This is a genomic window from Psychrobacter sp. 2Y5, assembly GCF_051847375.1.
GTDB lineage: Bacteria > Pseudomonadota > Gammaproteobacteria > Pseudomonadales > Moraxellaceae > Psychrobacter.
On record NZ_JBPYDA010000006.1, the window covers coordinates 106,148 to 126,379 of the forward strand.

The following is a 20,232-nucleotide window of genomic DNA, read 5'->3' on the forward strand; positions in this document are numbered from 1 at the left end:
AATATAATAATAAATGAGTATAACTTTTCATAAAGGTCAAAATATGACTTCAGATAACAATATGCAGTCAGACGCTCAGTTCGACAATTTTTTTGCTTTATTTGAGCAGCCTGTACAGTTTGAATTATCTCAGCAAGCGTTGGATCAGCGTCTGCGCTTGCTACAAAAGCGCTATCATCCTGACAATATCACCAAAACTCAAGCTACTGATAGTGATAATTTACAGCAGTCTGGACAAGCGTCAGCCGTTATCAATCAGGCCTATCAAATTTTGCGTCATCCAGATAGCCGAGCCGCTTATCTGTTAGACATGGCTGGGCAAGCACAGACCTTAGAGCATTCTATTGCTGATTTAGAGTTCCTTGATGATGCAATGGATCTACGTATTGATTTAGAGACCGCTATTGAGGACAAAGAACGCTCAAGTCTACAGCAACTCCATCCGCAGATTACTAGCCGCCTAGATGAGCAGTCAACTCGCTTCATAAACGCCTATCAGCAGCAGCAGTGGCAAACAGCAATCGATGCGACCCAAAAGCTAAAGTTCTTAGTCAAGCTCAATGCCGATATCACTATAGCGCTTGATGAACTCGCTAACGCTGAACAAGCAGACGACGACGACCTGTATGTTTAAGAGTAAGAGTTAGACATATATTCTCTATTCATATTTTACTGTTATTAATCGTCTTTAGCCTTTATACCTATATAACCGTTGCCGGAGTTACGGTAATGGCAGTAATGACGTATAATCTGCATGACTTAGTCTGGTCTTAGAGGATGTAATAACAATAGACCTTTATAGCTGCTGTCATTATTACTCTCTTATTTTTCACTTTTACTTTTGAGCCGTCTTATGTCTTTATTGCAAATTGCTGAACCCAATCAAAGTGCCCAGCCTCACCAACATCGTTTTGGCCTTGGTATTGATCTAGGAACCACGCGTTCATTAGCAGCAGTCGTCCGTTCAGGCAAAGCGCAAGTCCTGCCAGCACAGCAAAATACGGATACGCTCCTTCCTTCTGTGGTTTACTACCCTGTTACTGGGACGCCTTTAGTTGGCTCTGAGGCGTTAGCTCATCTTGCAGATGATCCTAAGAATACTATTATCTCCGCTAAGCGCTTTATGGGTCGCAGTCAAGCAGACATAAAGTTTTCACACCCTTATGAGCTCAGCGGTAGTGAAAACGCTATGCCGGCATTTGTGACTGCGCAAGGGGATGTCTCACCAGTAGAAGTATCAGCACGTATACTAGCTGCGCTAAATGAGCGCGCAATCGAGGCTCTGCCTGCCGATAGTATTGAAGGCGCTGTCATTACCGTACCGGCCTATTTTGATGAAGCTCAGCGTCAAGCTACCAAAGATGCTGCTCAAGCGGCCGGTATTAAGGTATTAAGACTACTCAATGAGCCGACTGCCGCTGCAGTTGCCTATGGTCTCGATAAGCCTAATCAGGATGATACTGAAAGCTACTACCTGATATATGATTTGGGTGGTGGTACTTTTGATGTGTCTATTTTGAAACTTACCGATGGCGTGTTTGAAGTTTTAGCTACCGGTGGCAATAGTGCGTTAGGCGGCGATGACATTGACCGCTTATTGGTTAATTGGTTGATCAAGCAGCTCAGTATAGATCCTGCTGAGGTTAGTCGCCATGATAAATCTATCTTAGCTCAGCAGGCTAAAGCCTATAAGCAGGCGCTAACGGATAGCCCGCAAGTAGATGTTGATATCACTATCAATGAGCAAACTTTTCAAGGCCTATTAACTCACGAAGATTTACTTGCTATTGCACAGCCTGTTAGCCGCCGGACTTTAACAGTCTGCGAGCAAGTGCTACGCGATGCGCAACTATCAGTCAAAGACTTAGACGAAGTGGTTTTGGTTGGTGGCTCTACGCGTATGCCGACTATTCAGAATACGGTAGCTGACTTTTTTGCCAAGCAGCCGCTATCTCGTCTTAATCCTGATGAAGTAGTCGCTTTAGGCGCCGCGCAAACAGCGCATCAGCTTGTCAACGGTAATAGCGATAATAATCTACTTTTGCTTGACGTTACGCCATTATCGCTTGGGCTTGAGACGATGGGCGGCTTAGTTGAAGTGCTCATTCCGCGTAATACGCCCATTCCTGTTAAAAAACGACAAACTTTTACCACCTATCAAGATGGGCAGACAGGCTTAGTGGTCCATGTGGTTCAAGGTGAGCGTGAAACGGTGGAAAATTGCCGCTCATTAGGGCGCTTTGAGCTCTACGGTATTCCGCCGATGAAAGCTGGCTTTGCCCGTATCGAAGTGACCTTTAGCATCGATGCTAACGGACAGCTGACTGTGAGCGCGCAGGAAACAAGTACGGGTACTGAAAGCCAGATCGAGATCACCCCATCCTACGGCTTATCTGATGAGCAAAAAGAGCAGCTTTTAGTAGCAGGTTTTAAGCACGCTGAAGAAGACAAGAACGCGCGCTCTTTGATTGAAACAAAAGTCGAAGCTGAACGCGAGCTATTAGCGCTACAATCAGCGCTGGGTGATTTTGACAATTTACTCACTGCAGACGCTAAACAGGCATTAACGACACAAATGCAAGACCTACAACAGGCGCTTACCACTGATGATTTAGCCCATATCGAGGCACAACAAGCTAAGCTCAAACCTCTAAGCGATGCTTTTGCTGCTAGCATCATGAATCAAAGCGTCAAGACTAATATGGCGGGCACTAGTGCAACTGACTGGTAGCCAGAAAACGAGCGCTTGCGACAGAGACTTTTAACTATATTACCCCATACACTTTTAATTAATAAATCGTGGATAGATTATTTATGCCAAAGATTACTGTACTTCCCCATCACGAGATTTGTCCTGAAGGCACTGAAGTTGAGCTTGAGACTGGTAGTAACTTATGTAAAGCGTTACTCGAAAAAGGCATCAAAATTGAACATGCTTGCGAGATGTCCAAAGCCTGTACCACTTGTCACGTCGTCGTACGCAAAGGCTTCAATGGTTTAGATGAGATGGACGATATTGAAGCTGATTTATTAGATCGCGCTTGGGGGCTTGAGCCTGATTCTCGTCTATCTTGCCAAGTCACTGTCGAAGATGACGACTTAACTATCGAGATACCCAAATATACTTTGAACCATGCCAAAGAAAACCATTAAACCATTCTACTATCCATCTATTAATGATGAGATTGTCTTACATTAGAAGAAGTAAATACAACAATCCAGCGATTCTATTAGAGTCGCTGGGTTTTTTACTTTAAAGTTCTTACCAGTAAAGCTTTAAAATAGGGGTTGATATATTTATTGACCTGACACTGAATCACTCTCTTCTTTTTCGAGGCGCTCTAGCGCGAAGTTTAGACGATTTCTAATCTCTTGATAATCATAGTTTTTCATATCCTTGAAGTTGAGATGTAGATTAAAACCAGGCAGAGTATGATCGACCCATTTGGACGACTCATCCTTATCGACGTCGGGATCCAGAACCTGCCAAGCACGAATCACATCATCAAAACCTTTTAATTTATAGCTGACAGCATACTTACACTGATAATCATGGCAAATATAGTCATAAGTCGCTTGGCTTATTAAAATCTCATCATTGCCAGCGGCTTGCTCTAAACGCGCTGCCCGATTGGCTTCTCTACCGATAATAGTATAATTTAAACGACTACTACTACCAAAATTACCGACATGGCAGTAGCCGGTAGTAATACCAATACGTACGTATAAACCATCAAAACCCATCAATCGCCATTTTTGTCTCAGCGAGCGCATCTCACGGCGCATATCTATCGCCATCGCCACACAATCTAGCGCGTCTTGACGTACTCCGCGACTATTGGGCTCACCGAAGAAGCAAACCATACCATCGCCAATAAACTTATCTAATACCGCTCCGTGCTTATTAGCGATACTAGTCATCACTTCCATATAAGTATTCAAAATATCGGCTAAATTATCAGCGCTTAGGCTATCTGATAGTTCAGTAAAGCCGACAATATCTGAGAACATAATGGACAGCTTAGCGCGTTTATTAGCGACTTGAACCTCGCTATTCGACTTAACAATAGGTTGCCATATCTGCGGCGGTACAAAGCGCGTCAACTTACTAATCACTGACACCATTGTGCTAAGTCTGCCTTTAGACTGCTCTATTGCCATACTATAGTTGATGTACTTATTATAAAAAAACCAAAACTGCCCGAGTACAACCAATATACTAGCAAAAAGAATTGTAGGCGGTACGAAGCCTTGGTCACAATCTATGTTAGAACCACTTAAAGTGATACTAACATAATAAAAAATAACCATAGTGATAGTAGCTGCCATCAAAAGCTTAGCGCGGTTCTCTGCTGCGCTAATAATGATGCGCACAGCAATCAAAAGAGCTAAACTCAAAGCAATCACTATGCAAAATTGCATTACCCCAATCACTGTCGCTAATAAAACAACAACCGCATTCGAAGTCCAAAAGTTTGAGAGACGCCGGTAGTTATAAATAAGAATCATCAAGCTAGGTAAAGAGATAATGACAAATAGTGCCATCGAAGTTGGGCTGAACTCAAAATGTAAGGCAATTAGAGCTACGCTCAGTAGCAACACATAAACCTCAGGATAGTTAAAATTAAAACCTTCACTGGTTTTTAGTGAAAATCTCGGTTTTAACATCTCTAAAATTGACATGCTTTTATTCGCTTTATTGAGTAACCGTAAAAAATATTCTTACAGAAGAAGGGATAATCATAATATTTCAGATAACCGGAAACTTATGATTATTGAAACGTGATAAAGGGTCTAATCCATTATAATATTTTAAGCCTGCTAAGCCCACGGCAATGATAACCAAAAAAACACCACTTGTCATTTAAATGGCGACTTAGGTAAATGATGCTCAGTTAAATGATCCTAAGGTCCTTAAACGATTAGATAACACTAGCTGAGCAATATTCAATAGTCACAATGAATTAGATATTTATATTCGGCGTTTATAAGCTTAAAGTGGCTCGAAATGTACTCTACTTACTGAACCGTAAAGCTATTAGAAGCGCCTGAATACGGTTTTATCTTGCGCGTCCAACCATTCTTCCAGTCACCTTGATGGGTCAAGCGATAGGTACCAGCGGGGGTATCATCTGCTATTCGCCAATCGATAATCGCCTTACTATATGCCACGCCTTGACGCTGCCACGTATAAGTGGTCTCAAAGTCGCTATCGCTTAGATAGTCAATCCACTGACCGTTCTCATAGCGTTGCACAATTAAAAAACTGTCTTCGGTACGGAGGTTATTTTTGGGATGCGCAGCACGGAATACCGCCGTAGCGACCTCGCCTTTTTGATAGTTTGGGTTTGGCTGCGTAAGGGTTTGTCCCCAGCTTTGGTGGATAGGTTTATCATCAAATATCACACTTGGACGCTCATTAAATGACCTATTTGAGCGATCAGGCAGCGTCACCCTATCATAAACGTCTATGTTATCGCGCATGGCTTGCGCCAATTGGGTATATTCTTGAATGTAAGCGCTAGTCTGATAAGGACCATATTCAGTGGAGGCGCCTTCGTAGTGCTGAGTAGCAAACTCTTCGCGTGTGCTTAGATAGCCGCTATAGTTATTGGCTAAACCATTCACAATAACGGTATCGACGCCCGAGTCTTTGAGCTGCCCTAACACCGCTGCGCGCATGCGTCGTCCAACCATAGTCGTCGGCTCACCGGGGATGGCGACTAACACAATATTACCGATACGCATTAGCTGTACGGGCTGCTCAGTATTGATCCAACCCCAATTGCCGGTGGGTAGCAGCACTTGTTTTTCTGCTTGGCAGTCATCTTGATTAACCGTTGAGACAATACCAAACGCGCCGCGAGTCAAGCTACCCAAAAAGGATTGATCGATTTTATTAATATCGTCATTGATACGGAAGTTCTCGCGCGTCATGCCCTCATACACGCCAGGTATGTTTGATGGGCCATTCTCGCCGCCAGCAGCGAAGGAATATCCGCGCGCAGGCGTACATAAAACTTTATTGCCTGCGCCATTAGTAAATTTACCATCGACTTGATAGCCTTTTAAGTCAACCCAGCGGGCGCGTACGTCGACGGGACCCGCGACAGGCGAGCCTTGATCCCAAAGCTCGACCGCTTTATCAAGCTGTAGTTGGCCATCACGCTTGACATTTTCCCACTCATTACTACTGCCCTGATAGCCAGGTTTGGAGTTGGCATTGCCGCCAGCAGTCAAAACATCGCCTTCGTCAGCATTGGCAAAAGCGGCGACAAAACTATCGTTTGAATCTTTAGCAAAAATCTTTTCAGCGCCGATCTGAGCGTAGCCTTTATTATCCGCGCTCAGATGCATAAATTGATTACTAAAGCTGGTTGGATGCAGCGCAAACCAATTAATCAGTCCCACTGGCGTGCCGTCGGCAGCATTGAGGCGCAGCTGGGTCATGGTCTCATTGACATTAGTATCGAAGTCTTGCGCATCCACATTGTTGTTATAAGCAAACTCTGAGCGGTTGACAGTCGCCCCTTTTAGCTCGCCTTGTGCCAAAGAGAGCGACCCTAGTGTCAAAGTATCGTGAGCGCGCTTGATCGAGGTGACAATACCGCCAACGATGGCATTGAAGTTTTGGCTGCTATAGCCTGCTAGCGTATCGTCAGTACTGGCAATTTGATACAGCTGCTGATGCGAGTATCCAGCATTGCCCACATGAGTATGGGTGGCGGTGAGCATCACATTATCATCGTCATATAAGTCGCCATAATCAGCTTGCAAGCGTTTGATGACCTCGAGCTTTACTGCAGTAAACATCGCGCCCATATCTGCCGATACATAAACGACTCGTTGACCCGAGTTATTGCTTTGGTTACTATCTTCTTCACCGATGATAAAGGCATGAGCGTATAGACGATCGTTAATGCCTTGCACCACTTGACCGGAAGCATAGCCAAACATGCCGGTTTCGGCAGCGGCGCCCGTGATATCTGCTTTGCCGCTACCCACGAGATATTGGCTCATCGGCTGCGCGCTTGTCGATGCATTAGCGCTATAATTCAAGGTCCTGGAACTGGCTGCTGCGGAGAGTGTGTTTGTAGCAGGCGTTTGTATGCTGGCGGACTGGGCTGAGGTAGTGTCAGCCGAATCTGTCTCACAGGACGTTAGACCGAGTACGGCGGTACAAATAGAGACAAGCAACATAGTCGGTCGCAGTAATAGGGGCGAAATAAAAGAAGTCGTCATCTGTTATCCTTAACATAGAGTAGAATCACAGCTACTTATATTCGCTAATAAATATTTACAAGCACTATAAGTTCGCTGAGATCAAATAGCTCGAACCACTTTCAAAGCAATCAATCAATGACGATGACGACTTGAAAATGGTTTTAAGCGTGCAGATTGACTATATCCTTTAGCCAACCTTCTCTAATATAACGAATAACAGACAAATGTAAAACACTTTATGGTGACATAAACTAAATCCAGCTTTAGCTTATGTCACCATAAAGTTGTTTGAGAAGCACTCAGTTTTGTTTATAACACTTATAGTTTGATTACATTTGCCAATCAAACGGCATTTGGTGATGTCCACGTAGCGCCATCATTAGCGGTTGCTGCATTTGCGCCAATACTTCTTGCGTATAAGGAATAGCAGGTGTGCCCCATACTGGGTTTGGCCATTTGATATCATTCTGATAGCGTACGATATGATGAAAATGCAGCTGCGGTACTTGATTACCTAGTGCTGCGACATTCATCTTATCGGCTTGAAAGGTCTTGGCTAGCTGACTCGATAACCAGCTTGACTCGCGCAAAAACTGGTTTTGATCCGCTTCTGAGAGCTCATATAGCTCTTTTATTCCTGTTACTCGTGGCACTAATATCAGCCAAGGAAACTGACAATCATTGATTAAACGACAAGTGGATAAAGGAAAGTCACCAACCAAAAAACTATCCGCGGCAAGCTTAGGATGTAATTGAAACATAAGAATTATTTCTCTAATAATAAATATAATGAAAAAGTAAAAGTCATTAGGGCTATTTTAGCAGTTATCAGCTTAAGCGTGTTAGCAATTCCCTCAAGCCGGCTCTGCTGCCATATGCTCGCTAAAGTACTTTAGTAGCTCTTGTACAGCCTTGGCTCTTTGCTCACCACTTTCAAGCTTATCAGCATCGCTGTAGCGGATACCCGAGGCGCCATTCATCCGATACTTTTGTCCATTCGATTGAATGAGTTTAATAATAGCCAGAGCATCTACTGGCGTATCTGGAGCGAACTCTAAACTGACACTGCTGCTATTGGCATCAATTTTGTTAATCATCAAGGGTTCGGCTTGCAGACGCAGACTATGTACCGCAAACAGCTGCTTGGTCTGATCAGGCAAAACCCCGAAACGATCGATTATCTCTGTGCGAATATCGGTAAGCGCCTCGAAATCATCAGCATTGCTGATACGCTTATAAAAGAGCAAACGCTGATGCACATCGTGCACATATTCCTCTGGAATCAGCGCTGAGCTATGCAAGTTAATTTCACTAGTCAGCGACAATGGCGTATTGAGATCAGGCTCTTTGCCCGCTTTGATCGCCTTAGTCGCACGCTCTAGCATATCCATATACAAGCTAAACCCTATCGCTTGCATATTACCGCTTTGCTGCTTACCCAGTATTTCGCCTGCTCCGCGAATCTCTAAATCTTCGCTTGCTAGCATGAAACCAGCGCCAAGAGTATTAGCACGTTCGATAGCACGCAGTCGGCGCTTAGCATCGCCTTTTAGACCTTTGAGCGATGGCACCAGTAAGTAACAATACGCTTGATGATGGCTACGACCCACGCGGCCACGCAGCTGATGCAGCTGCGCTAGACCGAACTTATCAGCGCGCTCAATGATAATAGTATTAGCATTAGGCACATCGATGCCGGTTTCAATAATAGTTGAACAAATCAGTACATTGAACTTTTTATGATAGAACTGCTGCATAATTTGCTCAAGTTGCCGCTCTTGCATCTGGCCATGCGCGACCCCTACTCGCGCCTCTGGTACCAGCTCACGAATGGTCTCTGCCATGCGCTCAATACTAGCGACATCATTGTGCAGCAGATAGACTTGCCCGCCGCGTAACAGCTCTCGCAAGATGGCTTCTTTCATCAGCGAGTCGGTCTTTTGCATGACGAAAGTCTTAATCGCTAGGCGGCGCGCGGGCGGCGTAGCAATAATCGACATATCGCGCATCCCTGAGAGCGCCATATTAAGCGTACGCGGAATCGGTGTGGCAGTCATTGATAAGCTATCGACGTCAGTCTGAATGGCCTTGATACGCTCTTTATGGCGTACACCAAAACGGTGCTCTTCGTCGACAATCATTAAGCCTAGATTGGCGAATTTGACGTCTTTTTGTAGCAGTTTATGCGTACCAATGACGATGTCGACTTTACCGGCTGCAAGATCAGCAAGTACCGTATCTTGATGCTTTTTGCCGCCAAAGCGCGATAAAGTCTCAATACGCACCGGCCAATCGGCAAACCGGTCGCGAAAGTTATCCTCATGCTGACCTGCGAGCAAAGTGGTCGGTACTAACACCGCGACTTGGTAGCCAGCACTGACCGCAATAAATGCCGCCCGCATAGCGACTTCTGTCTTACCAAAGCCGACATCGCCGCAAATGAGACGATCCATCGGCTGATTTTGGCGCATGTCTTCCATTACTGCATGAATGGCATTGGCTTGATCAGGCGTTTCTTCAAAGGCGAACTGGCTAGCGAACAGCTCATATTGCGAAAACTCTATCTTAAAGTGAATGCCGACTTTAGCCTCGCGCCTTGCCTGCATGTTTAACAGCTCAGCCGCCACATCATGGATTTGCTGTAAGGCTTTTTGCTTGGCTTTGTCCCATTTACCGCTACCAATCTTATGCAAAGGTGCTAACGCCGGATCGCCGCCACTGTAGCGGCTGATCATTTGCAGGTTAGCTACTGGCACATAAATACTAGCATCGTCAGCGTATTTCAGATGAATAAACTCTTGCTCGCCATCGCCGACATCTAGAATGATTAGGCCATTATAACGCCCTATACCGTGCTCGATATGCACCACTGGACTGCCTTGGGTCAGTTCAGTGACACTCTTAACTAAGAACTCTTCAGACACGCCGCTTTGGCGACGACGACGGGTTTGTAGCACTTGCCGACCAAACAATTGTGTCTCGCTAATGACTACTAAGCGCTCGGGCACATAAACGCCGCGCTCAATCGGTGCGACGGTCAAGCCTACGTGCGGTAGGTTATTGTCCTTACTGCTATTATCAGAGGCACTATGATCAATGGCTAAAAAGCCTCTGAAACTATCGTAAGCTTTAGTCTCGATTTTACCTTTGAATAACTCAATGAGGATTTCACGGCGACCTGCGGTTTCAGCCACAATAAGTACGGGCGTCGCCGTCTGATTCTGCGTCTCTAGAAAAGCTAATAAATCAGCTAAAGGCTCAGCTTTTTGGTGATTCACAGACAACTGAGGCGGCTTTTGGGCGCTTAAGGTGACTAGCCCCTGTATCTTTTGATTATCTGAGCTGCTCTCCTCTGCTACCGCCTGAGTCTGGCTAGTCACAAGCTCGCCGCGCGCGCTAACAATCACACGCGGATAGCGATTGAGCTGCTCGTTAAAGCGATTAGCAGGCAAATATAACAACTCAGGCGCAAGCACGGGCTTATCGATATCATGGCGACGCTCTTCATACCGGCGCTGAATCTGTGACCAGTAATCGACTTGCCGCTCGCCAATGAGCTCATCGGTTATAAATAGTGCGTCACTAGGTAGATAATTGAATAAGCTACTCTCTTCTTGCCAGTCATCAGCGTCAAAGAATAACGGCTGATAATACTCTAGGCCGCTACTAGCAATACCCGCCATCACATCTTTATGTAGCTCAAACTTGCGGCTACTCGCATTAGGGAACATAGTGGCAAAATTAGTGCGGAATGTCTCACGGCCTTCATCCAGCGGAAATTCTTTAGCAGGCAGGATTTGAAATTTTTTGATCGGTTTTGAGATGTCAGGGAGCTTGTGTAATAGCGATAGCGACTCTGCGCCCATGCTACTGTCATTGCCCGACAACATGGACCGCAGATCATCTTCAGTTAAGGTGCGCTGCGTCTGCGGGTGAAAGAAGCGAATAGTCTCAATCTCATCATCAAACAGATCTAAACGCAGTGGAAATGGCTGACCCATAGCAAAAATATCGATGATACTACCGCGTACGGCAAACTCACCAGGCTCAAAAACGTTTTCTACTGCCCGGTACCCCGCTTTTGCCAATAGCTCGCGCTGAGTATTGATATCGAAAACATCACCCACACTCAAGTCAAAATGCTGACCTATCAGCCAGCTTGGCGGTGCCACGCGCTGCATTAGTGTCTGTACGGATATTAGCAACACCCCTATCGTCGGCATGTCAGTCAACAGGTTGATACGCTCACTAACAATATCTTGATGCGGAGATAGCTCATCATAAGTTAAGGTCTCCCAATCAGGAAACACATAAGCATCAACGCCGCAAAACGCCAGTTCAGTCTCAATCTGATTGAGCTGGTTTTGATCGCGCGCCACCATAATCTTTAGCCGATCAGCCACTTGCCATAATTCAGTGTTGACTAAGCTTGCAAGCCAAAGGCTACCCACCGCGCCATGCACGGGAGCCAGCCAACGTCGTTGCTGATCCTTGATAGGAAAAAGTTGCTTGTTAATAGGAAAAAAAGCGTCAGTCAAAGCAGTGATAGGCATAAAGAGTAGTATCGAGGTTAAGAGATCAAGGGAAGTTATAAAACAAAGGAATATTATACGAATTTTTTAGCCATAGACCAAAAGCTATGCGGTAACGGTTTGTCAGTTTAACGGCTTATTTGTCTGACGTTTTCGATTTTAAAGATATGGACGAATGGTCAAACCAAGCATTATAAAATGAGCTAAACGCTAACTTGCAGTATGAAGTCAACGCTTAGCTCTCTATTTATCTTATTATCATTTTGTCATTATTTTGCTTAGTAAAATCATGGTACTTATTAAGTATTGTACTTATTGTAGTCATTTGACTGGTGTACAAAACTAATGGTTAAGAAGCCTAACTGTTAAAGTAACGCTTTATCACTAGCGATCATACCGTTATTGTCAGCATAGAGATACATACCTGAGTTTAGCGTCAGATCACCAAAACTGATCTCAATATCCGTTTGTCCTTCGTCACGGCGCGTAGATTTGCGAGGGATACAGCCTAATGCCATTACCCCTACTTCCATCTGTGCCATATCATCGACATCACGGACGCAGCCGTAGACCACAACGCCTGCCCAGCCATTATCAATAGCCGCCTGCGCTATCATATCACCAAGTAACGCGCAGCGCATGGAGCCACCGCCATCGACGACCAGCACCTTGCCTTCGCCATTTGTGTCCTTGCCATCGCTATTGAGCAATGCCTTAACTCGGCTATTATCTTCAAAGCACTTCACCGTCACAATCTCGCCGCAGAATTTATCTTTGCCGCCGAAGCTATAAAACGATTTGCCTTCGATATTTGGCAGACAAACTTGTGATTCAGGATTGGCGTCCAACAAGTCACAAGTCACAAAGTCTTCTTTGGTCATCTCGTTAATATCTGGCATAGTTCTCTTCCTTTTTGAGCATTATCGGTAATGTTTTTAGTATTTTTACTTAGACCATTTAGTCTATCAAACTCAAGATGTTTGGTTCTTGAGTCTTCAATACTAGTGTTTTACTCGCGTCATCGCAAGCATCTGCTTATTTTCAATAATACTTGTCGTACTAGGCAAATCAGCGGACTGAAATTTGCGGCGCTCATAAAGATTATTAGCGCTCATAGTCATCGCGCTAGCGACTCGCCTAGCGCTAATAGGATGAATAGCTAATGACTCTGGTACTAAAGGCGAGAGGACTTTAAAGACGTTTTGACTCATATTTTCAAGTGTTCGCCCTTTGTGTTTACCTAGTAATAACGAGGGCCGAAAAATAAGCAGTTGCTTAAACCCCAAAGCTCTAATGGACTGCTCCGTTTCTGCTTTTACACGGTTATATAAGAAGCGACTGTCAATATCATTATTCATTGCGGATAATAAAAAGAAATTTTCTACGCCTTTTTCTCGGCATAACGTTGCAAAGCTGACGTTATAATCGTGATCGACTTTACGAAATGCTTCATCACTACCGGCTAGCTTGCGAGTCGTACCTAAGCAGCTAAAGGCATCGGTATTTTGATCGGCACCAACACTACTACATATTTCAGTTAAGTTATCAAAATCATTAACTTGATAAAAATGAATGCTGGCATTGATATAGCGCAGCGGTCGTCTTGCAATCACGATTAGAGTGTCATAAATCTCGCTTAATTGCTTTACTAAGTATTGTCCTACCAAGCCTGTGGCGCCAATTACAATTGCTTTTCGCTGCATAGCCTATCCATCATCATAGTCAAGTATTTTGTGGTCAATCTTTTTGTCATCGTCTCAGATACTTTAGGGTCTGTCAGTGCCAAGGTCGAATGTTCAACAAACCCTAGTTCTTATCGACAACAACTCTTATAAGTTAACCCATTACCTCTATTATTGCTTATCATTAATTGTAAGAGATTTTATCAAAAAATCGATGGTAAAAGTGAATATCGATAAAGCAGAAATTTTGTCTCCTAACAATGTCTAACACCCTAAGTTAAAAAAATTGATATAATATTGCTGATACTTAAATACACACTTCTTTGTGCTTCTTCGCTCAAACATATTGTTCTTAGATCAATAATTTGTTAAAATGACCGGCTTTACACGTTGAAGCTATTTAATTATTCCAAACGGCTTTGACGCATTTGATGACTTACTATACATTTGGCATCAACATCATGTTTGGCGAGACGGCTGCTCGTCACCGATGATGGTTAAAACTATTACTGTATTCAACATTCATATTTTTATCTGTCTTTATCAAGGAGATACGCGTGGCTAATACTGCACAAGCTCGTAAACGCGCCCGTCAAAACACCAAACGTCGCCAAAACTCTGCTTCACAGCGTTCTATGGTTCGTACTTACCTTAAGCGTGTTGACGCAGCTATCGAGTCAAAAGACTATGATGCGGCAACTGAAGCTTACAAAAAAGCGGTACCGGTTCTAGACCGTATGGCTGACAAAGGCATTATTCATAAGAATAAAGCAGCTCGCCGTAAGAGCCGTTTAAACAAAGCAATCAAAGGCTTACAAGCTTAATAATAAGAGTATTCTCTTATTTAGATTGCTAGGTTTAAACCGAAAAAACCTTGTCACAGACTAAAATGCTGAGACAAGGTTTTTTTATGGGTGTTAAATCGTCAAAGCTATCGGCGCTATCAGATAGTTATTACTTATTAGTTATCAAGCTCGCAAAGTTATTAGGTTAAAAAAACCGCTACAACCTTAATCCCACTTCACCTCTGGCGGTAGCAGAAGTTTGTCACTATCAAAGCCTGTCGCACTATAGTTCTCTAATAATCGACTCACTGGGCGGATATAATGCTTACCTCGCCATATCAGATTAGCGTTCACACTTTCAAAATCGCCGTCATCGAACCATAAAAACACCCCTTCCATCATCTTGGGCCAATCATTCCAATCAATCTCTACAAAGTCTAGCATCACCGCCAAAAAAGCTGATAACAAAGTATCATGACTTACCGCTAACAGCATATGACCTGGCTGCGGCTGATGTTGATAAAACAGCGAGAGAATATCTAAGCCGCCTTGATAAGGGTTCTTGGTACCATCAAGATTATTTTGCAAAAAACGATTGATAAAGTTCAGTACACCGATCTCTTTAAATATTGGATTGGCAATGTCGGGATCGGTGACTAAGCTACCCGGCTCCACCAATAGCGACTGATGGATAATACTACGGCTGAGGCCTGCGCCTTGTTGCATGAGCATGGCCGTGTCTATGCAGCGACCTATCGGACTTGAGAGGCTATCGACATCTAAGGAGTACGGTAGATGCCCGGATAGCCATCGTCCCCAAGCTTTGGCCAAGACGCGCCCTCTAGGGGTCAAAGGCAACTGGTAGCTGGCAAAACCGTTACCGTCTGAGCGCTCACGCAAAGAGTGCCGAGTAAATAATATTAGCCGCTTGTCATCAGGTAACACCCCAACAGAAGACATCATACTATCGGGCAGATGCGCTGGAGCTGGTGTGCTTGGGCTATGTCTTGAGTGCACATCCAAGAAAGAGCTAGCACGATTAGGGTCAGTAGTATTAGTCATAAAAGATAGTGTAACGAGCTCTTTATTTATAGGGGTAAAAATACAATTTTAGTAACAACTTTGACTAGTCCACTTTTAACTGGTCTACACCTCAATAACTTTATCCCAAGCGAACTCAAGAGCAGTACTGCTCACTTCGTTCGGATAAGCACGCGGGTTGACGATAACGCGAGTATCATTGATACGATAATCGAACGCTTCATGAGTATGACCATGCACCCAAAGCGTTGGCGCCCAGTCCTCAAACATCCAAGCAGATAAGTCGGTGACAAAAGCGGCGTTACTCGGTAGAGTGGCATACTTCTGGGACACTGACAGAGGACTGATACTATGATGGGTCATCACTACCGTCTTTTTCCCCAACTGTTTGGAGGCTATAAGCGCTTGCTTGAGCCATCGACGCTGCTCATCATGAATCTGCATGGAGACTTCCGGTGAAAACAGCTCATGACCCGCGTATATTTGCTTATAGTCGCGCATAAAGCGCTTGGCAATATCTATAGTATCGCCATCAGCCTGATATTGATAGTCCGTCCATAAAGTACAGCCTAATATCCGTACCTCACCGATATCGATATGCTGACACTGTAAAAAACGTAAACCTAAATTCTGAGTCGCATCGTAATTATCCCAAGTCGCTAGCTTTTTATCAAAATGCAAAATATCTTCGTTGAAATATTCATGATTACCAGCAATCGTTAGCAAAGGGACTTGTAGCCGTGCAGCTTGCTCCTGTAGCCAAGGCATACCGCTATCACTGTTAGCAGTATCGCCTGCTACTAACACAATATCAGCATCAGTCTTTGGAATATGTCCTATGGGGTGCGATTGTCTAGCATAGCTATCGATATGAAGATCGCTTAATATCTGGAATTTCATACAACTCAATATAATAAATGGTTAAAACTGTAGATTTTGAACCGTTTTAGCGGTGAGGCTAAGACGCTCATCTAGTGTAGCATTTATTTATATGGCGTTAGAGAGTAAAAAAGACAACGGCTAGGTTGTCTTTTTATAATAGCATGAGGCGGCTTTAATGATATCTTATACAAATAGCTATACCTTAGATATCAATACTGCGTAGGATAGTCTGTAATTTAGCAGTAGGATCAGGCGAGTTGGTAATGGAGCGCCCAATGACTAGATAGTCGGCGCCATCATCTAAGGCTTGTTTAGGCGTACAAATGCGCTGCTGATCATCACTATTATCTTCTGGCAAGCGGATACCTGGCGTAATCAGTTTAAAACCATTACCGCATAATGTTTTGAGCCTTTTCGCCTCTTGCGCAGAGCAAACCACCCCATCAAGACCTGCACTTTGCGTCAATTGTGCAAGCTTACTGACTTGGGTCTCAATCTCATTATTGACTCCGATTTGCGCTAAATTCTGTTGATTCATCGAGGTCAGTACGGTCACTGCAATTAGTAGCGTTTCATAATGACCATCAAGCAAACGCTGTTTGGCTAGATTCATAGCATCGTGGCCACAGCTAGCGTGAACGTTGACCATCCATACTCCCAAATCAGCAGCAGCCATGACGGCTTGAGCAGTGGTATTAGGAATATCATGGAATTTTAAGTCTAAAAATACCTCAAAGCCTCGCTTTTGTAGCGCCTGTACGATAGCAGGTCCTGAGCGCGTAAATAGCTCTTTACCTACTTTAAGACGGCATAGCGCAGGGTCTAGTTTATCTGCTAACACAAGAGCAGCATCTAAGGAGGTATTATCCAAAGCCACAATAATAGGAGACGTCAGGGTTGTGGAGGCTGCTTCGAGAGGCGCTAAAGTATCAGTCATTAGTTTACCGCTTTATTTAAGATAACAATTGATGAGTTGGTATTATATGAAGCAAATATCCCATCAACGACGAGGACTTTTGCTAATGGTCTCAGCAGCAATGGTATGGTCAATCTCATCAGCGACTACTCCAGGCTGAGCGGGCGTGCCATAGACGGCTTGTTCGGCTGTTGGCGCATTAGCTTGACGATCAATAGCAATATTGGCTTGATTGAGCTGCTCTTGTAGATGAGCATTGTTTTTTTGCAAACGGGAAATCTCCCATTTATTCTGAAATACTCGAAACAACAATAATGATAGAAGCAGACCAATCACAATACCAAGAGTCATACTCAAAATTAGTAACAACCCTAAATTCATAGCAGGCGCTTGTGAGAATAACAAGTTCACGCCAATATCAGAATTATTCGCTAGTACTAAACCAAGCGCGTAGGCAAAGCTCAGAAATAGTAGGACAAATAGTATAAAGCGCATAATGGGGTTACCTTTTAGTCAGTAGTCATCTGTTGGTAGAGCCTAATCTTGAGCAAAGCTTCAACTGCAGTATAAAGCCAAAAGTAACTACACCGCTACTTTATCATTGACCGCTTCACGCAGCGCTTTACCCGGCTTAAAGTGCGGAATAGCTTTTGCAGGGACAGGAACACTTTCTCCCGTTTTAGGATTGCGCCCTATACGTGCACGTCTGTGATGCAAACAAAAGCTGCCAAAACCGCGTACTTCAACACGGCCATCATTTGCTAAGGTGTCCACCATAAGGTTGAGTATTTCACGCACTGCGTCATCAACGACGCTCTCAGCCATCGTGTCACAGCTGACACTCAAATTATTAATAAAATCAGATTTATTTATCGCTTGCTGCATTGTCACACTTGCCTTATTGATTTAGATTTGCCAGATTAAAAAGAAAAACCTTTACTTGTTCAAGCACTTAATATGAGTTTACGTCTCAAAACTCATGGTGACAAATGATATCTCAAATAAAAACAAATAGAAATCAAAGTTTGCTCATTTTAGCTAAAATTTTTTTATTTTTTATAAAAATTGGTTTTATCATCAGATAATATGATATTTAACGGTAATAGTCACATCTACCGTAGAAACATATATCGCAAAAAGTTAAACATAAAAAAAAGCGACCGAAGTCGCTTTTTTTAGTCATGCTTTAGAGTATTTACTGTAGCGTTATTATGATCTAAAGCTTACTGCATTTGCTCTTTGATCAAGTCACCAATAGTCTTAGGCTGAGCATCAGAACCTGCCGCTGGAGTCGCTCCTGCGCCGCCAAGATCTTTAATCGCTTGACGCTCTTCAGCTTCGTCTTTGGCTTTGATAGACAAGCTGATGTTGCGAGTTTTACGATCGACACTGATGATTTTCGCTTCAACATCATCACCTACAGATAAATGCTTAGTAGCATCTTCTACGCGGTCACGTTGAATCTCAGAGGCACGTAAGTAAGCTTCAACTTCGTCAGCAAGCTCAACAGTTGCGCCTTTAGCGTCAACTTCTTTCACTTTACCATTGACGATAGCACCGCGGTCATTGGCGACTAGATATTCGTTGAATGGATCAGAGCTTAACTGCTTCACGCCTAGGCTGATACGGTTCGCTTCTGCATCTACTGACAAGACCATTGCTTCAACGGTGTCGCCTTTGTTGTAGTTACGGATAGCATCTTCGCCAGTCTCATTCCAAGAGATGTCAGATAGATGAACCAGACCGTCGATACCACCGTCCAGACCAATAAAGATACCAAAGTCAGTGATAGATTTGATGGTGCCTGTGATCTTATCACCGCGCTCATGCTTCTTATCAAACTCATCCCATGGATTCGCTAGAGTCTGTTTGATACCTAAGCTGATACGGCGACGTTCTTCGTCGATATCAAGGATCATCACATCAATCTCATCGCCAACTTGTACGACTTTTGAAGGATGGATGTTCTTATTGGTGTGATCCATCTCTGATACGTGGACTAGACCTTCGATGCCCTCAGAGATCTCAGCGAAACAACCATAATCAGTTAGGTTGGTTACGCGAGCCTTAACAATACTGCCTACTGGATAAGTACCGCCAACATTATCCCAAGGATCTGTACCTAATTGCTTAAGACCTAAGCTGACGCGATTACGCTCACGGTCAAACTTCAATACTTTAACTTTAAGATCTTGACCCACTTCAACCACCTCAGATGGGTGCTTGATACGGCGCCATGCCATGTCAGTGATATGCAGAAGACCATCGATACCACCAAGGTCAACGAACGCACCGTAATCAGTTAGGTTCTTCACGATACCTTCGATCTCGATACCTTCTTCAAGCTTATTCAATAGCTCTTCGCGCTCAGCTGAGTTTTCAGCTTCCATAACCGCACGGCGGCTAACCACAACGTTGTTACGCTTTTGGTCAAGCTTGATAACTTTAAATTCTAGCTCTTTACCTTCAAGATGCGTAGTATCACGGATAGGACGGACGTCAACCAATGAACCTGGCAGGAACGCGCGTACTGAACCGATATCAACGGTGAAACCGCCCTTAACTTTGCTTGAGATGATACCTTTGACAATCTCATCATTATCAGCGATCTTCTCTAAGAAGTTCCAAGTCTCAACACGCTTCGCTTTTTCGCGTGACAGTAGGGTTTGACCCATACCGTTGTCAACAGCTTCAACGACAACATCAACACTATCGCCAACTTCAACCTCAAGTTCGCCTTCTTCGCTTAAAAACTCTTCACGAGCGACGATACCTTCTGATTTAAGACCTGTATCTACAGTGATCCAGTCGTTATCGATGGCGACAACAGCACCAGTGATGACCGAGCCACGCTCGATATCTAGGCCTGTTTCTTCGATGCTCGCTTCAAATAGTTCAGCAAATGATTCCATTATGTCTACCTTTGTATAGCCGTAGCCTGTCCAGCACAGTACGGATCAAATTTATGATTTTATAAAACGTTATGCTGGTTTTATATCTTATAAAATCATATAAAAAAAACGGTTGTTGCTAATAAGCATGTCGTTATATCAACTCACTAGTAACAACAGTCTAAAATAGGGAATCAATCAAAAATTAGTGCTCTATCGTTATCAATGGTCAGTAAAAGCGTATAAAAATGACACTAATACGGCTCAATGATTTAATCT

General features: G+C 43.8%; 16 protein-coding genes. 4 read left to right on the forward strand and 12 right to left on the reverse strand.

The window, feature by feature from the left end; genetic code table 11:
* Positions 1-43 precede the first annotated feature (43 nt).
* The 3 genes from hscB to fdx all read left to right on the forward strand — a co-directional run bounded on the left by hscB (position 44) and on the right by fdx (position 3,153).
* Positions 44-634 (forward strand): Fe-S protein assembly co-chaperone HscB, encoded by a 591-nt coding sequence (gene hscB / locus ACS8E3_RS08000; RefSeq protein ID WP_439243012.1) that lies wholly within the window; start codon positions 44-46, stop codon positions 632-634.
* 219 nt (positions 635-853) lie between these two features.
* Positions 854-2,731 (forward strand): Fe-S protein assembly chaperone HscA, encoded by a 1,878-nt coding sequence (gene hscA / locus ACS8E3_RS08005; protein ID WP_439243014.1) that lies wholly within the window; start codon positions 854-856, stop codon positions 2,729-2,731.
* 83 nt (positions 2,732-2,814) lie between these two features.
* Entirely contained in the window at positions 2,815-3,153 is a 339-nt protein-coding gene (gene fdx, locus ACS8E3_RS08010) for an ISC system 2Fe-2S type ferredoxin (RefSeq protein ID WP_439243015.1), read from the forward strand.
* A 144-nt stretch (positions 3,154-3,297) separates the two neighbouring features.
* Here fdx and ACS8E3_RS08015 read toward each other — a convergent pair whose 3' ends face one another.
* The 6 genes from ACS8E3_RS08015 to ACS8E3_RS08040 all read right to left on the reverse strand — a co-directional run bounded on the left by ACS8E3_RS08015 (position 3,298) and on the right by ACS8E3_RS08040 (position 13,459).
* Positions 3,298-4,683, reverse strand: a complete 1,386-nt coding sequence (locus ACS8E3_RS08015) for an adenylate/guanylate cyclase domain-containing protein (protein WP_439243017.1) — start codon at positions 4,681-4,683, stop codon at positions 3,298-3,300.
* Between the two features lie 336 nt (positions 4,684-5,019).
* Positions 5,020-7,242, reverse strand: a complete 2,223-nt coding sequence (locus ACS8E3_RS08020; protein WP_439243019.1) for a neutral/alkaline non-lysosomal ceramidase N-terminal domain-containing protein — start codon at positions 7,240-7,242, stop codon at positions 5,020-5,022.
* Positions 7,243-7,553: 311 nt separating this feature from the next.
* Positions 7,554-7,985: an HIT domain-containing protein gene (locus ACS8E3_RS08025; RefSeq protein ID WP_439243021.1), complete on the reverse strand. Its 432-nt coding sequence runs from the start codon at positions 7,983-7,985 to the stop codon at positions 7,554-7,556.
* Between the two features lie 93 nt (positions 7,986-8,078).
* Entirely contained in the window at positions 8,079-11,777 is a 3,699-nt protein-coding gene (gene mfd / locus ACS8E3_RS08030; protein ID WP_439243023.1) for a transcription-repair coupling factor, read from the reverse strand.
* Positions 11,778-12,121: 344 nt separating this feature from the next.
* Positions 12,122-12,637 carry a ribonuclease E activity regulator RraA gene (rraA, locus tag ACS8E3_RS08035; protein ID WP_439243177.1) on the reverse strand — a complete coding sequence of 172 codons (516 nt, stop codon included), beginning with the start codon at positions 12,635-12,637 and terminating at the stop codon, positions 12,122-12,124.
* A gap of 120 nt (positions 12,638-12,757) precedes the next feature.
* Positions 12,758-13,459 (reverse strand): NAD-dependent epimerase/dehydratase family protein, encoded by a 702-nt coding sequence (locus ACS8E3_RS08040; RefSeq protein WP_439243025.1) that lies wholly within the window; start codon positions 13,457-13,459, stop codon positions 12,758-12,760.
* A gap of 536 nt (positions 13,460-13,995) precedes the next feature.
* Here ACS8E3_RS08040 and rpsT point away from each other — a divergent pair.
* Positions 13,996-14,262: a 30S ribosomal protein S20 gene (rpsT, locus tag ACS8E3_RS08045; protein ID WP_367103515.1), complete on the forward strand. Its 267-nt coding sequence runs from the start codon at positions 13,996-13,998 to the stop codon at positions 14,260-14,262.
* Positions 14,263-14,448: 186 nt separating this feature from the next.
* Here the strand turns inward: rpsT and ACS8E3_RS08050 are convergent, their stop codons facing one another.
* From ACS8E3_RS08050 to rpsA, 6 genes are all read right to left on the reverse strand, one after another.
* Positions 14,449-15,285 (reverse strand): histidine phosphatase family protein, encoded by an 837-nt coding sequence (locus ACS8E3_RS08050; RefSeq protein ID WP_439243027.1) that lies wholly within the window; start codon positions 15,283-15,285, stop codon positions 14,449-14,451.
* A gap of 84 nt (positions 15,286-15,369) precedes the next feature.
* Positions 15,370-16,164, reverse strand: coding sequence for a metallophosphoesterase (locus ACS8E3_RS08055; RefSeq protein ID WP_439243029.1), 795 nt, complete (start codon positions 16,162-16,164; stop codon positions 15,370-15,372).
* A 184-nt stretch (positions 16,165-16,348) separates the two neighbouring features.
* Positions 16,349-17,083, reverse strand: a complete 735-nt coding sequence (gene pyrF / locus ACS8E3_RS08060) for an orotidine-5'-phosphate decarboxylase (protein ID WP_439243031.1) — start codon at positions 17,081-17,083, stop codon at positions 16,349-16,351.
* 63 nt (positions 17,084-17,146) lie between these two features.
* A complete protein-coding gene (locus ACS8E3_RS08065; RefSeq protein WP_439243033.1) occupies positions 17,147-17,557 on the reverse strand; it encodes a LapA family protein in 411 nt (136 codons plus the stop codon).
* Between the two features lie 87 nt (positions 17,558-17,644).
* Positions 17,645-17,947 (reverse strand): integration host factor subunit beta, encoded by a 303-nt coding sequence (locus tag ACS8E3_RS08070; protein WP_439243035.1) that lies wholly within the window; start codon positions 17,945-17,947, stop codon positions 17,645-17,647.
* Positions 17,948-18,285: 338 nt separating this feature from the next.
* Positions 18,286-19,974, reverse strand: a complete 1,689-nt coding sequence (gene rpsA, locus ACS8E3_RS08075; RefSeq protein WP_439243037.1) for a 30S ribosomal protein S1 — start codon at positions 19,972-19,974, stop codon at positions 18,286-18,288.
* Between the last annotated feature and the right edge of the window lie 258 nt (positions 19,975-20,232).

Coding starts and splice junctions, on each gene's coding strand:
- pyrF (WP_439243031.1), bottom strand. CDS start 17,083: ATGACTGATACTTTAGCGCCTCTCGAAGCAGCCTCCACAACCCTGACG.
- ACS8E3_RS08015 (WP_439243017.1), bottom strand. CDS start 4,683: ATGTCAATTTTAGAGATGTTAAAACCGAGATTTTCACTAAAAACCAGT.
- hscA (WP_439243014.1), top strand. CDS start 854: ATGTCTTTATTGCAAATTGCTGAACCCAATCAAAGTGCCCAGCCTCAC.
- rpsA (WP_439243037.1), bottom strand. CDS start 19,974: ATGGAATCATTTGCTGAACTATTTGAAGCGAGCATCGAAGAAACAGGC.
- mfd (WP_439243023.1), bottom strand. CDS start 11,777: ATGCCTATCACTGCTTTGACTGACGCTTTTTTTCCTATTAACAAGCAA.
- ACS8E3_RS08020 (WP_439243019.1), bottom strand. CDS start 7,242: ATGACGACTTCTTTTATTTCGCCCCTATTACTGCGACCGACTATGTTG.
- hscB (WP_439243012.1), top strand. CDS start 44: ATGACTTCAGATAACAATATGCAGTCAGACGCTCAGTTCGACAATTTT.
- ACS8E3_RS08025 (WP_439243021.1), bottom strand. CDS start 7,985: ATGTTTCAATTACATCCTAAGCTTGCCGCGGATAGTTTTTTGGTTGGT.
- ACS8E3_RS08050 (WP_439243027.1), bottom strand. CDS start 15,285: ATGACTAATACTACTGACCCTAATCGTGCTAGCTCTTTCTTGGATGTG.
- ACS8E3_RS08055 (WP_439243029.1), bottom strand. CDS start 16,164: ATGAAATTCCAGATATTAAGCGATCTTCATATCGATAGCTATGCTAGA.
- fdx (WP_439243015.1), top strand. CDS start 2,815: ATGCCAAAGATTACTGTACTTCCCCATCACGAGATTTGTCCTGAAGGC.
- ACS8E3_RS08070 (WP_439243035.1), bottom strand. CDS start 17,947: ATGCAGCAAGCGATAAATAAATCTGATTTTATTAATAATTTGAGTGTC.
- ACS8E3_RS08065 (WP_439243033.1), bottom strand. CDS start 17,557: ATGCGCTTTATACTATTTGTCCTACTATTTCTGAGCTTTGCCTACGCG.
- rraA (WP_439243177.1), bottom strand. CDS start 12,637: ATGACCAAAGAAGACTTTGTGACTTGTGACTTGTTGGACGCCAATCCT.
- ACS8E3_RS08040 (WP_439243025.1), bottom strand. CDS start 13,459: ATGCAGCGAAAAGCAATTGTAATTGGCGCCACAGGCTTGGTAGGACAA.